Genomic DNA, 14,225 nt, shown 5'->3' with positions numbered 1-14,225 from the left:
TATGGACTCAATCACAACCATTGAGACTTTTATTCAACACATTCCCAAAGCAGAGCTTCATCTTCATATTGAAGGGACACTGGAACCTGAACTTATGATGAAGATTGCAAAGCGGAACGAGATTTCGTTAGACTACGAATCAGTGGATGAAATTAAAAAAGCCTATCAATTCAGCAACTTACAAGATTTTCTGGATATTTATTATGCCGGTGCAAATGTTTTAAGACACGAGACGGATTTCTTCGATCTGACGTGGTCGTATCTTACAAAAGCACATTCGCAAAACATTGTTCACACCGAAATCTTTTTTGATCCCCAAACCCACACAGAACGAGGAGTTGCATTCTCAACAGTTATTACCGGTATTCATAAAGCGCTTGAAAAGGCTCAAAACGAGCTTGGGATAAGCTCAAAGATTATCATGAGCATATTACGTCACCTGGATGAAGATTCGGCCTTAGAAACGCTTAAAGAAGCCCTTCCGTATAAAGAATGGATTACTGCTATCGGACTCGATTCGTCCGAAGTAGGCAATCCGCCGTCAAAATTTGCCCGAGTGTTTGAAAAAGCGAAGACAGAAGGATTTGAAACAGTGGCACATGCCGGGGAAGAAGGAGATGCCGGTTATGTACGCGAAGCAATTGAAATTCTGAAAGTATCGCGCATTGACCATGGCAACCGCTCGCTAGAGGACGAATTATTGATTAAGCATATTGTCGAGAATAAAATACCCCTTACTGTCTGTCCGCTGTCTAATTTAAAACTGAAAGTGGTAAAAGAGGCTATCGACCATCCACTGCTGAAAATGCTCAATCGGGGAATGGTTGCTACTGTTAATTCAGATGATCCGGCTTATTTTGGCGGATACATAAACGAAAATTTTCTGGCGATGTCTGAAGCTCTTAATCTTACGGCAAAACATGTACATCAATTATCACGCAATTCGTTTATAGCAAGCTTTTTAACTCAGGAAGAAAAAAGTAAATGGATCAGGGAAACCGATCTCTATTATGAACAATATCATGGCCGCATCGAATAATAAACCCGTTTTGATTATTCAAAATGCTACTGCTGAGTCGGCAGGTCTTTTTGAAGAATTATTAAAAGAAAACTCCATTCCATATCAGGTTGCTGACCTTGAAAAGAAAGAAAATCTTCCGCCAACGACAAATTTTGGAGCCATCATAGTGATGGGCGGGCCAAGCAGTGCTAACGATGCAACAGATGTTATGATTCAGGAACTCATAACGATTAAAGATACATTAGCGGCAGAAATACCTTATCTTGGGGTGTGTCTGGGGTTACAAACACTGGTAAAAGCTGCAGGAGGAAGCGTCATTCAATGCAAAGAAAAAGAGATCGGATTCAGAAAGAGCCAGGAAGAGTTTTTTAAAATAAAGCTATCCGAAGCCTGCAAAAATGATCCCCTTTTGCAGGCAATCGATGACGAGTTTCCGATCTTTCATTTGCATGGAGAGACAGTTGTGACAACAGATTCAATGCAGCTTTTAGGGAAAGGAAACGGATGTATAAATCAATTGGTAAAAGTTGGCAATAACAGCTACGGAATCCAGGGGCACATTGAATTAACCCAATCTCTATTTGGACAATGGATGGAAGATATAGTTGATTTTAAAACTATTGACAAGAACCAATACCAAGATGATTTTAAGAATCTATGGGCAGATTATCATAAAGCCGGCAAACAGTTCTTTCTGAATTTTCTGAATGTTGCAGGTTACTTAGAAAGGAAATAACCATGATTTGCTGAGCAAAAGAGGAACAGGAAGGTTACCAGCTTCCGCTTGCTCCTCCACCACCAAAGCCTCCGCCACCAAAGCCTCCGAAGCCGCCACCGTCGCTACCACCACCAAAGCCGGAATCGCCTCCAGAGCCAAAAAAGCCAGGAAAGAAGATGAATGGGGCTCCCCCACTCGTTCCGGAGCTGCCGAAATGATGGAAATGATTACGTCTTAGGAAAGAGATGAAAAAGACAATCAACATGATCAACAAAATCACCAATTCTGAGGAGTCATTTTTTTTAGCTTTCAGCGGGCTTGCCTTATAAAGACCCGAACATAACCCGATAATGACATTTGTAGCAGAATCAACCCCTTGAAAATATTGGTTTTGTTCAAATGCAGGAATCATTATCTGGTGAATTAACTGCGAAGAGATAGCGTCTGTAATTGTAGGTTCCAGTCCATAGCCTACCGAGATTCTTACATAACCGCGATCTGAATCCGATGTTTTTGGTTTTATGAGGATCATTAAGCCATTATCAATTCCCTTACGACCAACGCCCCATTTTTGAGCCAACTGATCCGTAAAATCGGTTATATCATAGCCATACAGGTTGTTCATGGTGACAATAGCTATCTGAGTAGAGGTAGAATCGTTGTAATTAACCAGTTTTTTCTCCAGATACGAAGCTTGTTCAGGTGTAAATATGCCGGCCAAATCGTTTACCAAACGGGGTGGTTCGGGACGTTTGGGAAAATCAGACTGAGCAAAAACAGACATAACTATTCCTGTGAACAAAAACAAGAACAATATTCTTTTTGGGAATGTATATTTCATAAAATTCATGCGATTAGGAACCGAAAGAAATTTCGTCAGGGAGTTCGTTCACGTCCGATTCCTGATGAGGAAAATGTTCTTTTAATTTTTCACCTGTAGCTAAAATGGAAGCTATCAAAGCTTCAGTATAATGATTTTCAGCAAATAATTTCATCATATTTGCCGATTGTTCATCCCAAAACGACTGGCTGACATGGTGATGAATCGCCGTATCTCCTATTATTGCCAATTTATGACTTTTCAAGGCTATGTAAAACAACACACCATTATGCAGTTTTGTTTTATGCATGCCAAGAGAATGGAATAATGAAACAGCACGTTTCAAGGGATCACCATTGCAATAAGATTCAATATGTACCCTAATTTCGCCAGATGTATTCAACTCCGCTTCGACGATTGCATTCAGAATAGCATCCTGCTGATCTTTTGAAAAGAAATGACTTACATCCATGTTTTCATCATTTTATATGATTTGAGAACAGTCTAAAATTTAACAACAGGCGCGGTTTGAGCTTCCTGCGTAGCTGTGAAATAGCCTTTTGCCTGGAAATTACCAAGACCGGCAACCATATTAGCTGGGAAACTACGAATCTGCGTGTTGAATTGCTGTGCTACTTCATTGTATTTTCGACGTTCAACAGCAATACGGTTTTCGGTTCCTTCCAACTGCGATTGCAAATCTAAAAAATTCTGATTTGCTTTCAAATCAGGATACCGTTCCACTGTTACCATCAAACGGGATAAAGCACTGGATAAACCCGATTGGGCTTTTTCGAATGCAGCCACATTTGTCGCGTTCAATTTGGAAGGATCAATTGTAATCTGGGTAGCTTTAGCACGTGCTTCGACAACTTCAGTCAATGTTTTTTCTTCATGTGTTGCATATCCTTTTACTGTTGCCACCAGGTTCGGGATCAAATCAGCACGCCTTTGGTATACGTTTTCAACATTTCCCCATTGTGATTTAACAGCTTCATCCTGAGAAACCAGGTTGTTGTAGGTACCAATACTCCAAAACACAAATATTGCCAAGACAGCAACTACGATTACTAATGCTACGACTCCCTTTTTCATGTGAGTATACTTTAATGATTTGATTAAAACAGAATGTGCTTATTGAATTTGTATCGCATAATAATTCGTCCCCTCGCCTACCATAAATGTCACGATACCTATTTTTTGATCATTTATTTTACATTCATGCTATTTATGATAATAGATTGAGATACAGAACGGATGGTAAAGATACAGCTTTTTTCCGTACTTTTGCAAATTCAAAAATATAGATTCCAGCTATTTTTCATAAGGAATTATATTACTTAAAATCAATAAAATAGAAATAGATATCAATTATTCATGAATATTGCGGCTTTAGTTTCAGGAGGCGTTGACAGTTCAGTAATGGTTCATTTGCTAAAAGAAGCAGGATATGACCCCACCATCTTCTATATCCAAATCGGGATGGAAGAAAAAGACGGATTTGTTGACTGCCCATCTGAGGAAGACATTGAAATTACATCGTTTATAGCAAAAAAATATGGTTGCCGCTTTGAAATTGTTTCGCTACATGAAGAATATTGGGAAAATGTAGTCAGCTATACTATTGATGCTGTAAAACGCGGCCTGACTCCAAATCCAGACATGATGTGTAACAAGCTGATTAAGTTCGGATCATTTGAACAAAAATGGGGAAAAGAATTTGATAAAATAGCTACTGGACATTATGCCACCACCACCATTATCAATGATAAAACCTATCTTTCAACGGCAGCAGACCATGTAAAAGATCAAACTTATTTTTTAGGACAGATTAATTACTTGCAGGTAAGTAAACTAATGTTTCCTATCGGCCATCTTCAAAAAAAGGAAGTGCGTGAAATTGCAGTAGCTGCGCAACTTCCAAGTGCACAACGTAAAGACAGCCAGGGAATTTGTTTCCTTGGAAAAATCAATTACAATGATTTTATCCGTCGTTATCTGGGAGAAAAAGAAGGATTGATCGTAGAGCTTGAAACCGGACGGATTGTAGGTAAGCACAAAGGATACTGGTTTCACACCATCGGTCAACGAAAAGGCTTGGGATTAAGCGGAGGTCCCTGGTTTGTAGTGAAAAAAAATCCAGAGGAAAATATTCTATATGTTTCAAACGGATATGATCCTGAAACACAATATGGAAAAACAATTAATCTACGAGGATTCCAATATATAACCGAAGATATCTGGGGAGATTTTCAGGATGAAAAAGAGATTACATTTAAGATTCGTCACACTCCGGAATTTACCAGAGGAAAATTGAAAAAAATAAATGATATTTTTCGGATTCAATCGGAAGAAAAAATTCAAGGCATTGCAGCCGGACAATTCGGAGTTATTTATGACAGCGATTCGCGCCTTTGTTTGGGAAGCGGGATGATTATAGAATAACTCACTTACAAAAATGAAAATATAGCTTATGCAATTATCTGATTTTGAAATAATGGCTCCTGTTGGTTCCTGGGAATCACTTACGGCAGCCATACAAGGAGGCGCCGATTCCATCTATTTTGGAATAGAAAACCTCAATATGCGTTCACGCTCATCCAATAACTTTACCATAAATGATTTAAGTACGATTGTATCTATTTGCAAAGAGAATGGCATTAAAAGCTACCTGACTTTAAATACCGTCCTTTATGATAAGGATATCTCGCTTATGCATAAGATCGCTGATAAAGCAAAAGAATCGGGTGTGTCAGCTATCATAGCATCGGACATTGCAGCCATGCAATATGCCAATCAGATCGGACTGGAAGTTCATCTTTCAACTCAGTTAAACATTTCAAATATCGATGCATTAAAATTCTATGCACAATTTGCCACTGTCGTTGTTTTAGCGAGGGAACTTAATTTAGATCAGGTTTCTGCTATCCATCAGCAAATTATCAATGAAAATATAAGAGGAAAAAATAATCAGCATGTCCGAATTGAAATGTTTGCCCATGGTGCACTTTGCATGGCCGTGTCTGGAAAATGCTATTTAAGTCTTCATGAAATGAATGCTTCCGCTAACCGGGGCGAATGTATGCAGGTTTGTCGCAGAGGCTATACGGTAAAGGACAAAGATTCAGATATTGAATTAGAGATAGATAATGAATACATTATGTCTCCTAAAGATCTGAAAACAATCCATTTCCTCAATAAAATGATTGATGCCGGCGTTACTGTTTTCAAAATAGAAGGAAGAGCACGCAGCGCCGAATATGTAAGAACAGTTGCCTCCTGCTATAAAGAAGCAATAATTGCTTATTTGGACAATTCATTCACAGATGAAAAAATTGCAGAATGGGACAGGCGTCTCAAGCAAGTTTTCAACAGAGGCTTTTGGAATGGATATTATTTAGGACAACGGTTGGGTGAATGGAGTAAAAATTATGGTTCTGAAGCCACCAAGCGAAAACTCTACATTGGTAAAGTTACCAATTATTTTAATCAAATTGGTGTTGCCGAATGCGTTATAGAAACAAACGAAGTCAACATAGGAGACGAATTACTGTTCGTTGGCGCAACAACAGGAAGCCAGCTTGAAAAAGTAAATGAAATCAGAGTCGATTTGCAACCTGTGGAATCGGCAAAAAAAGGTACCTATTTTTCTCTTCCTGTCGCTGAAAAAGTACATCGTAACGACAAAATCTATAAATGGATCGACGTCATTCCGGGAAAAAAATAGTCAATATTTTTATTTATCTGCATGATGAAACCATCTCAAAGTATGATGTGACACACGTTGAACAGGTTTGTTGAGCCATTTATTCAATTTAAAAGTCAACCAAGCACTCCCAGCTCCAAAAACAGCGCCAACCAATACATCCGATGGATAATGCACTCCTTCGTTCATACGGCTATATCCCACTGCAGCAGCCCATGTAAAAGAAGGAACAATAACATACCATTTTGGACAATACATACTTAACGAAGTAGCTGTACTGAAAGCCAAAGAAGTATGTCCTGACGGAAACGAAGGACTACCTTCCAACCCACGAGGATGAATATAACCCGGATAGGAAACATAAGGACGCGGTCTATCAACAGCATACTTCGTAGCTAATGTAAAAAAGCTTGATATTACTAACGAAGAACCCATGTACCATCCGCCTTCTGTTAGTGATTCGTCATTACTTAAATATCCAACTCCAAGCAAAACAACCGGGAGACCGACTGACACATAAGGAGTCGTATTGGATAAAAAGGTACTACTGCTATTGAGAAATGGAGTTGTGTGTGTGTTAATCGCGTGAAGCCATCGAGCATCCAGTGTTTGGCTTTCTGCCATACCAAAATGCAGAAAAAAAATAGTGGCAATCAAAAATATAGTTTTACTTTTCATACGATAAAAATTTCATTGTTAAAGGAAATATGGAGCTTACATGTCAAGATTATGATATTCATAAATGTACTTTACATGTCCTTCTCATACTTTCATTTTTTGCTCATTTCTAACATTTTACGAATAGGTTTTTCTGCTTTTAAGCGAACCGTTTCATCAATCTCAATAAAAGGAAATTCATTTTTCAAACATAAATACATTTTTTTTAGTGTATTCATTTTCATAAAGTTACAGTCATTACATCCGCAAGTACTGTCCAAAGGAGGAGCAGGAATAAACTCCTTTTGCGGAGATGCTTTTTTCATTTCATGAAGAATCCCGCTCTCAGTGGCTACGATAAATTGAGTTGCATCGGATGTTTTTGAATAATTCAGAAGAGCAAGTGTCGATCCGATGTAATCAGCAACGTTTAAAACAACACGCTGACATTCGGGATGTGCTAAAATTTTAGCCTGTGGATATTGATTTTTCAGATCTAAAATCTTCTCCAATGAAAATTGTTCATGGACATGGCAGGCGCCGTCCCATAAAAGCATATTGCGTCCTGTGACGCTATTTATATAGTTTCCTAAATTTCTATCAGGAGCAAAAATCAATTTTTCATCTTTGGGAAAGCTTTCTACAATCTGCCTGGCATTACTTGAAGTTACCACAACGTCAGTAAGCGTTTTTACAGCCGCAGAGGTATTGACGTAAGAAATTACCTTATGATCAGGATGAGCCTCAACAAAGAGCTTAAAATCGTCATATGGACAACTTTCGGCTAAAGAACAACCTGCATGCATATCAGGTAGCAAAACTTTTTTGGATGGATTTAGAATTTTGACTGTTTCAGCCATAAAATGCACACCAGACATCACGAATACATCAGCCTCTAATTGAGTTGCCTGTTGAGCTAAAGCCAAACTATCGCCAACAACATCAGCAATATCCTGAATTTCATCCTTTTGGTAATAGTGTGCTAAAATGACAGCATTCTTTTCTTGTTTCAATCGATTTATTTCACTCACCAGATCAATTGAATCGTCAATATGTTCATCCGCAAATCCATTTATCAACCAACTATTTTTTATATTCATATTTTAAATCTAAAGTCTTACTTGTTTCTGATGATGATATATTGTTGATAATGCTGATAACTTTTCAAAGAAAGGTGATTTCATGAAAGAAATATATTTTTGAAGAAGAAATCAACAGGTTTTGATGACTGTAAAATATTTATTTTTACGAGACAATGAAGTTATCAACAAGATATTCATAAAGTACAAAGTTAACAAGAAAATTACCTCTTTACAATTGCTGTAAGTTCAAAAAGGGGTGGATGAAATCAGAATAAGTTTTGAAAACTCTTTTTGGAAAAAAATTTGATTGCTCGCTTAAGAAAATATGCAACAAAAACAAGTACTCTGATGAAAAAGATATCTCAAATTAATAACAACTAATCAACAGTATTTTCAACTTGATTTTTTTGGCGGTAAATTATAGTATTTTGAATCATAAATGGTTATCCCATATTGTTTTATTCGTAAAAAAGAGTACATTTGCAAGAAACTTAAACAATAAGCTATGGGACATGTTTTGGATAAACTAGATAAAAAGATATTGCATTTCATATCGCAGAATGCAAGAACTCCTTTTCTGGAAATTGCACGTGAATGTAACGTATCGGGTGCTGCTATTCATCAAAGGGTTCAAAAACTAATGCAACAAGGTGTTATACGTAGCTCTGAATTTGTAATAGATCAATATAAAGTAGGTTATCAGACATGTGCCTACATAGGAATTGTACTGAAAAGCAATGTTGAATTTCAAGATGTTGTAAATCATATAAAGGAAATACCCGAAGTTGTCGAGTGTCATTATACAACCGGAAAATATGCTATGTTCATAAAAATTTATGCTAAGGATAACCGTCATTTACTAAGATTATTGCTGGATAAATTGGCTGTTATTCCGGGGGTTGCAAATACTGAAACCTTTCAGCTTTCTTTAGAGGAAATTTTCAGAAGACAATTGTCAGTGTTTGGAGAAGAGGTAAATACGGAACAGGATAAAAATTAAAGGTGCGTGATTAGTTTTGATGAATTTTGTCAGGTCTCACCGTTTTTTGAAAAAAAGTGGGGAAGAAAAATAGCCAGGATCATTTACAAAATTACTGCACAGGAAAAAATTTACTCTGTAAGTCTGCTTGCACAAAGTAAGAGTTACAATGATCATGAATTTTTAGATGAGATTTTTAGGTCGTTTGGCGTAGATACTTTTGTCGAAAATCCGGAAAATATACACTATTTTATTGATAACGAAAGATTTGTAACAGTTTCAAATCATCCTTACGGAACATATGACGGGATGTCAATAATTCGGATTCTTCGTGATGTAAGACCTGACATTAAGGGATTGACTAATTTTTTTCTAAGCTTTATAAAGCCACTTTCTCCTTACTTTATTCCTGTAAATCCATTTCAAAAAAACACAAGTAACCGGTCGAGTCTTCCCGGATTACGAGTTGCAAGAAAATGGCTGGATGAAGGTCATCCTCTTTTTTTCTTTCCCTCAGGACAAGTTTCGCATATCGATAAGCGCCTTAAAATAAGAGACAGAGAATGGCAATTGTCTTCTGTAAAGTTTATTCAGAAGGCAAAAGTTCCTATTATCCCTATTTATTTTTACGGGCATAACAGTTGGTTTTTTTTATTGACAGGCCTTATTCATCCTATCATCAGGTCGATGTTTATCTCAAGGGAGGTGGTGAATAAAAAAGGTAAAGTTATCCGGTTACGGATAGGAGAACCTATTTCGGTCGAAGAACAAAACCGTTTTAAGGATCCGAAAATATTTGGTAAGTTCCTTTATGACAAGACTTACGCCCTGAAAAAAGCGGCAAAACATATACAATAATTATTCGTCGAAAGAGATTAATCGGGAGCCATCCTGCTCTTCCGAAATAATAAGTTTCAATGTTTCTTCCGGTAATATTGTTTCTATTTTTTCAGGCCACTCTATAAAGCAGTAATTCCCACTGTAGAAATAATCTTCGTATCCGAAATCAAATGCTTCTTCAAGTTTATTGATTCTATAAAAATCAAAATGATAAATAGGGTTGCCAGTCTTTGTATCATATTGATTTATAATGGCAAAAGTAGGACTGCTAATGTTGTCGGATACTCCCAGCTCGTTGCATAAAGCATTGATAAATGTTGTTTTTCCAACACCCATGGGTCCGTAAAACGCTATGATCTTATGTTTCTGCAAAAAAGGAATCAATTGTTTTGCAGCTTCAGAAAGTTTTTCAAGTGAAGAAATTTGAATTTTCATACGTAACAGATAGAATCAATTTTAGATATGAAAGAGAGCAATTGAGTCTTCTATAATTTCAGATAGAACTTCCGAAACAGTGAGTCCGGCATGTGGAATTTGTTGAGGAATAAAACTGGTAGGAGTCATTCCCGGAGTGGTATTTACCTCCAATAAATTGATTTTATTTCCATTCGTGATAATATAATCTATTCTGGCAATGCCTCTACATCCCAGAATGTTATATATTTTTGATGTAGTTTGTTGAATTTGTTGTGTTAATTCAGGAGATATACGGGCAGGAGTAATTTCTTCCACTTGGCCTTTGTATTTTGCATCGAAGTCGAAGAATTCATTTTTTGATACCACTTCCGTAACGGGCAAAACTTTTTCTCTCTTATTTGTTTTGAAAATTCCGTTAGTAACTTCAGTTCCTTCTAAAAAGCTTTCAATCAACACTTCTTCTGCTTCTTCAAATGCTTTTTTAATAGCAGGTTCCAATTTATTAACCTCTTTTACTTTGGTAACACCAAAACTTGACCCCCCTAAATTAGGTTTTACGAAACAAGGCAACCCAACTTCAGATACTATCTTTTCACCTTGATAGAGTTCATTACGTTTTATCCGAACAGAAGGAGCAACAGAAATGCCAAATCCTTTAAGTAGTTGATTGCAAATATATTTATTATATGTTAGGGCCGAAGTTAGTACATTGCAGGAAGTGTAAGGCATATCAATCATTTCAAAATAGCCTTGTAGTCGTCCATCTTCACCCGGAATGCCGTGGATCGTGATATAAGCACAATCAAAATGAATTTCTTGTCCGTTTAGCCTGAAGGTAAATTGATTTTTATCAATTGGCAGAGTTGATTCACTTTCCAGTAAAACGTGCCAGTTGTTTTTTTCAATTACAGTAATGAAGGGATTAAATTTTGATTTATCCAGAAAAGAGACAATCCCTTTGGCGCTTTTGATGGAAACAACCACTTCAGATTGTTCTCCTCCGGCAACAACAGCAATGTTCAATTTTTTATACATGATATTGATTAATAATTGAATACAACAATATTTTATGAACTGAATCAGCGTACAAAGTTACTTTAATTTGTTCATTTGATAGCAAAAATGTCTTTTTACCCTATTTTTGTGCAAATATATTTGAGAGAAAACTGATAATGAATATTCCAAAGATGAGAATTGATAAACGTCATTTACTTTTTGTTGCTGCTATGGCGTGGTTAGTCGCAAGCGGCATGTTATTTTGGCGCAGCACCACATATTTTGAATTGAGAAAGGGATGGAAGCTTGAGACAGCAGCTTCTTTAGTGGGAGGAATTCTTTTTTTCAGAGTACTTTTTTTGCGAATCTCATCAAAGCATATAAAGCGTATCATTTCACTGGAGAAACGAAAACCTTCTGTATTCTCTTTTTTCAGTAAACGCTCTTACTTATTGATGGCAATAATGATTTCAGGCGGTGTTTTATTACGCGAAAGCCATATTTTACCTACCTATGATCTTTCATTTTTCTATTTTTTCATGGGAACCCCTCTTTTTTTATCATCCATTCGATTTTTCAAGGCATGGGTTCGTTATCCAATTGAAGTTTTAGATGTCGAAAATTGATTTTTTAGGGGGTTCAATGAGAAAAATGATCATTTTTCGCTCATATTTCTGTCAAAAAGTAGGGCTAAAATCAATTTAACTATTATTTTTTCCAAAAATTGATTTGAACTACATCAGTATATAAAAAAGATATTCTATCTTTGTTCCCATAAAATTAAAATAAGAATTGATTATGGCAAAATTACGTTTTTCCGCATTGCAAGAGCTAGCAACTCGAACACCGCTAGAGGTGCAAACTCCATCTAACCTTGAGAATTTTTTCGGAATCAATGTTTTTGATAAGAAAAAAATGCAGGTTTATCTTTCGAAAGAAGCTTACAAAGCCGTAGTTGAAGCAATTGAAGAAGGAACTACTATCGACCGGAAAGTGGCTGATCAAGTTGCAACAGGTATGTGCAAGTGGGCTAAAGAACGTGGAGCAACTCATTATACACACTGGTTTCAGCCTTTGACTGACGCCACTGCAGAAAAGCATGAACGTTTGTTCGATTTTGGAGAAAATAACGAAGTTCTGGAACGTTTTTCCGGAAAACTATTAATTCAACAAGAACCAGATGCTTCTTCCTTCCCAAGCGGAGGTATTCGTAATACATTTGAAGCACGTGGTTATACCGCCTGGGATGTTTCTTCCCCTGCTTTTATTGTTGATCACACATTGTGTATTCCTACTATCTTCATTGCTTACACCGGAGAAGCATTAGACTATAAAACTCCGTTACTTCGTGCCTTGAGTGCAGTTGATAAAGCTGCCGTACGTGTTTGCCAATATTTTGACAAAGATGTGAAGAAGGTTAATGCTAATTTAGGTTGGGAACAGGAATACTTTTTGATTGACAAAGCTTTATATAATGCACGTCCTGATTTGGCATTAACAGGCCGTACCTTGATGGGCCATGCTTCTGCAAAAGATCAACAATTGGAAGATCACTATTTTGCATCCATTCCTACCCGTGTGATGGCATTTATGAGTGAATTGGAATTGGAAGGTCATAAATTAGGTATTCCTTTGAAGACCAGACATAATGAAGTAGCTCCAAATCAGTTCGAATGTGCTCCGATTTTTGAAGAAGCAAATCTTGCAAATGATCACAACCAGCTTGTGATGGATTTGATGAAACATATTGCACCAAAGCATAATTTTGCTGTTTTATTACACGAAAAACCATTTGCCGGCATCAATGGATCAGGGAAACACAACAACTGGTCGTTGAGCACTAATACAGGCGTGAATTTATATAGCCCGGCTAAGAATCCCAAAGGCAATTTATTGTTCTTGTCATTTATCGTGAATACACTGAAAGCAGTACATGATAATCAGGATTTATTACGTGCTTCTATTATGAGTGCAGAAAACTCGCATCGTTTAGGTGCTAACGAAGCTCCTCCTGCAATTTTGTCTGTATTCTTAGGTTCATATTTAACCAATATGCTCGATAACTTAGCTGAAAAAGTTTCAGATTCGCGCATGACGCCAGAAGAAAAGACGGCATTGAAATTAGGAATTGGCCGCATTCCAGATATCCTTTTGGACAGCACAGACCGAAACAGAACATCGCCGTTTGCATTTACAGGCAATCGTTTTGAATTCCGCGCTGTTGGTTCATCTGCCAACTGCGGCTCGGCTATGACAGCTCTGAACGCAGTAATGGCTGCTCAATTGACAAAATTTGCCGACGAAGTTGATGCTTTAATTGCAACCGGCAAGGGGAAAGATGAAGCGATTTTTAATGTTATGAAACGCCTGATTATTGAATCCCGTCCTATTCGTTTTGAAGGGGATGGTTATTCCAAGGAATGGGTGGAAGAAGCTGCAAAACGTGGGTTAACCAACATTACGACAGCTCCGGATGCTATTAAGAAATATCTTGATAAAGAATCAGTTAAGTTACTTACAGGACTAGGTGTTTATTCTGAAGTGGAACTGCATAGTCGTGTTGATGTTGAGTTTGAGAAATTTACTAAGAAAATTCAGATTGAAGCTCGTATTTTGGGTGATTTGGCAATTAACCATGTTGTACCAACTGCTATTGCTTATCAAAACCGTCTGATTGAGAATATTCGTGGTATGAAGGAAGTCTTTGATAGCGAAGAGTTCGAAAGATTGGCAAGTGATAGGAAGAACTTGGTACGTGAGATTGGTGAACGTATTGTGGCCATCAAAACAATGACTTATGAAATGGTTGAGGCTCGAAAAGTTGCCAATAACATTGAAAATGTAGAAGAAAAAACATTTGCTTATAGCACTACCGTTCGTCCATATTTTGATAAAATCCGTTATCATATTGATAAGCTGGAAGAAACGATAGATGATGAAATTTGGCCATTGCCAAAATATCGTGAATTGTTATTCATGAAATAATTTT

Annotated in this window: 15 protein-coding genes; 8 read left to right on the top strand and 7 right to left on the bottom strand. The window is 37.1% G+C overall.

Annotated features, from left to right (window positions below; genetic code table 11):
* Position 1 precedes the first annotated feature (1 nt).
* Both FHX64_RS13785 and FHX64_RS13780 read left to right on the top strand, forming a co-directional pair.
* Complete coding sequence (locus FHX64_RS13785) at positions 2–1,039, top strand: adenosine deaminase (protein ID WP_221202220.1); 1,038 nt, start codon at positions 2–4, stop codon at positions 1,037–1,039.
* Positions 1,011–1,757 (top strand): type 1 glutamine amidotransferase, encoded by a 747-nt coding sequence (locus FHX64_RS13780; protein WP_183414417.1) that lies wholly within the window; start codon positions 1,011–1,013, stop codon positions 1,755–1,757. Before FHX64_RS13785 ends, FHX64_RS13780 begins: the two co-directional genes overlap by 29 nt.
* Before the next feature lie 34 nt (positions 1,758–1,791).
* Here the strand turns inward: FHX64_RS13780 and FHX64_RS13775 are convergent, their stop codons facing one another.
* From FHX64_RS13775 to FHX64_RS13765, 3 genes are all read right to left on the bottom strand, one after another.
* On the bottom strand, positions 1,792–2,523 hold the full coding sequence (locus tag FHX64_RS13775; protein ID WP_246392495.1) for a TPM domain-containing protein: 732 nt from the start codon (positions 2,521–2,523) through the stop codon (positions 1,792–1,794).
* Between the two features lie 70 nt (positions 2,524–2,593).
* Positions 2,594–3,031 carry a TPM domain-containing protein gene (locus tag FHX64_RS13770; RefSeq protein ID WP_183414415.1) on the bottom strand — a complete coding sequence of 146 codons (438 nt, stop codon included), beginning with the start codon at positions 3,029–3,031 and terminating at the stop codon, positions 2,594–2,596.
* A 32-nt stretch (positions 3,032–3,063) separates the two neighbouring features.
* The gene (locus tag FHX64_RS13765) at positions 3,064–3,654 is read right to left on the bottom strand and encodes a LemA family protein (protein WP_183414414.1); all 591 of its coding nucleotides are present in this window, start codon (positions 3,652–3,654) and stop codon (positions 3,064–3,066) included.
* Between the two features lie 282 nt (positions 3,655–3,936).
* On the opposite strand from FHX64_RS13765, the gene mnmA reads away from it, so the two are divergent.
* Both mnmA and FHX64_RS13755 read left to right on the top strand, forming a co-directional pair.
* Complete coding sequence (mnmA, locus tag FHX64_RS13760) at positions 3,937–5,004, top strand: tRNA 2-thiouridine(34) synthase MnmA (protein WP_183414413.1); 1,068 nt, start codon at positions 3,937–3,939, stop codon at positions 5,002–5,004.
* A 28-nt stretch (positions 5,005–5,032) separates the two neighbouring features.
* Complete coding sequence (locus tag FHX64_RS13755) at positions 5,033–6,286, top strand: peptidase U32 family protein (RefSeq protein ID WP_183414412.1); 1,254 nt, start codon at positions 5,033–5,035, stop codon at positions 6,284–6,286.
* Positions 6,287–6,295: 9 nt separating this feature from the next.
* Here the strand turns inward: FHX64_RS13755 and FHX64_RS13750 are convergent, their stop codons facing one another.
* On the bottom strand, positions 6,296–6,943 hold the full coding sequence (locus FHX64_RS13750) for a phosphatase PAP2 family protein (protein WP_183414411.1): 648 nt from the start codon (positions 6,941–6,943) through the stop codon (positions 6,296–6,298).
* A gap of 92 nt (positions 6,944–7,035) precedes the next feature.
* On the bottom strand, positions 7,036–8,022 hold the full coding sequence (gene nadA / locus FHX64_RS13745; RefSeq protein WP_183414410.1) for a quinolinate synthase NadA: 987 nt from the start codon (positions 8,020–8,022) through the stop codon (positions 7,036–7,038).
* Between the two features lie 487 nt (positions 8,023–8,509).
* Between nadA and FHX64_RS13740 the strand changes: the two genes are divergently transcribed.
* Both FHX64_RS13740 and FHX64_RS13735 read left to right on the top strand, forming a co-directional pair.
* On the top strand, positions 8,510–9,004 hold the full coding sequence (locus FHX64_RS13740) for an Lrp/AsnC family transcriptional regulator (protein WP_183414409.1): 495 nt from the start codon (positions 8,510–8,512) through the stop codon (positions 9,002–9,004).
* Positions 9,005–9,010: 6 nt separating this feature from the next.
* Complete coding sequence (locus FHX64_RS13735) at positions 9,011–9,841, top strand: 1-acyl-sn-glycerol-3-phosphate acyltransferase (protein ID WP_183414408.1); 831 nt, start codon at positions 9,011–9,013, stop codon at positions 9,839–9,841.
* On the opposite strand, the gene tsaE is transcribed toward FHX64_RS13735, so the two are convergent.
* Both tsaE and FHX64_RS13725 read right to left on the bottom strand, forming a co-directional pair.
* Positions 9,842–10,258, bottom strand: coding sequence for a tRNA (adenosine(37)-N6)-threonylcarbamoyltransferase complex ATPase subunit type 1 TsaE (tsaE, locus tag FHX64_RS13730; protein WP_183414407.1), 417 nt, complete (start codon positions 10,256–10,258; stop codon positions 9,842–9,844).
* Between the two features lie 21 nt (positions 10,259–10,279).
* On the bottom strand, positions 10,280–11,275 hold the full coding sequence (locus FHX64_RS13725) for a D-alanine--D-alanine ligase (protein WP_183414406.1): 996 nt from the start codon (positions 11,273–11,275) through the stop codon (positions 10,280–10,282).
* A 152-nt stretch (positions 11,276–11,427) separates the two neighbouring features.
* On the opposite strand from FHX64_RS13725, the gene FHX64_RS13720 reads away from it, so the two are divergent.
* Positions 11,428–11,862, top strand: a complete 435-nt coding sequence (locus FHX64_RS13720) for a hypothetical protein (protein ID WP_183414405.1) — start codon at positions 11,428–11,430, stop codon at positions 11,860–11,862.
* A 172-nt stretch (positions 11,863–12,034) separates the two neighbouring features.
* The gene (locus tag FHX64_RS13715; RefSeq protein WP_183414404.1) at positions 12,035–14,221 is read left to right on the top strand and encodes a glutamine synthetase III family protein; all 2,187 of its coding nucleotides are present in this window, start codon (positions 12,035–12,037) and stop codon (positions 14,219–14,221) included.
* The last annotated feature ends 4 nt before the right edge of the window (positions 14,222–14,225 follow it).

The sequence above is a fragment of the Microbacter margulisiae genome (assembly GCF_014192515.1).
Classification (GTDB): Bacteria; Bacteroidota; Bacteroidia; order Bacteroidales; family Paludibacteraceae; genus Microbacter; species Microbacter margulisiae.
This window is presented reverse-complemented; position numbering and strand designations above follow the sequence as displayed.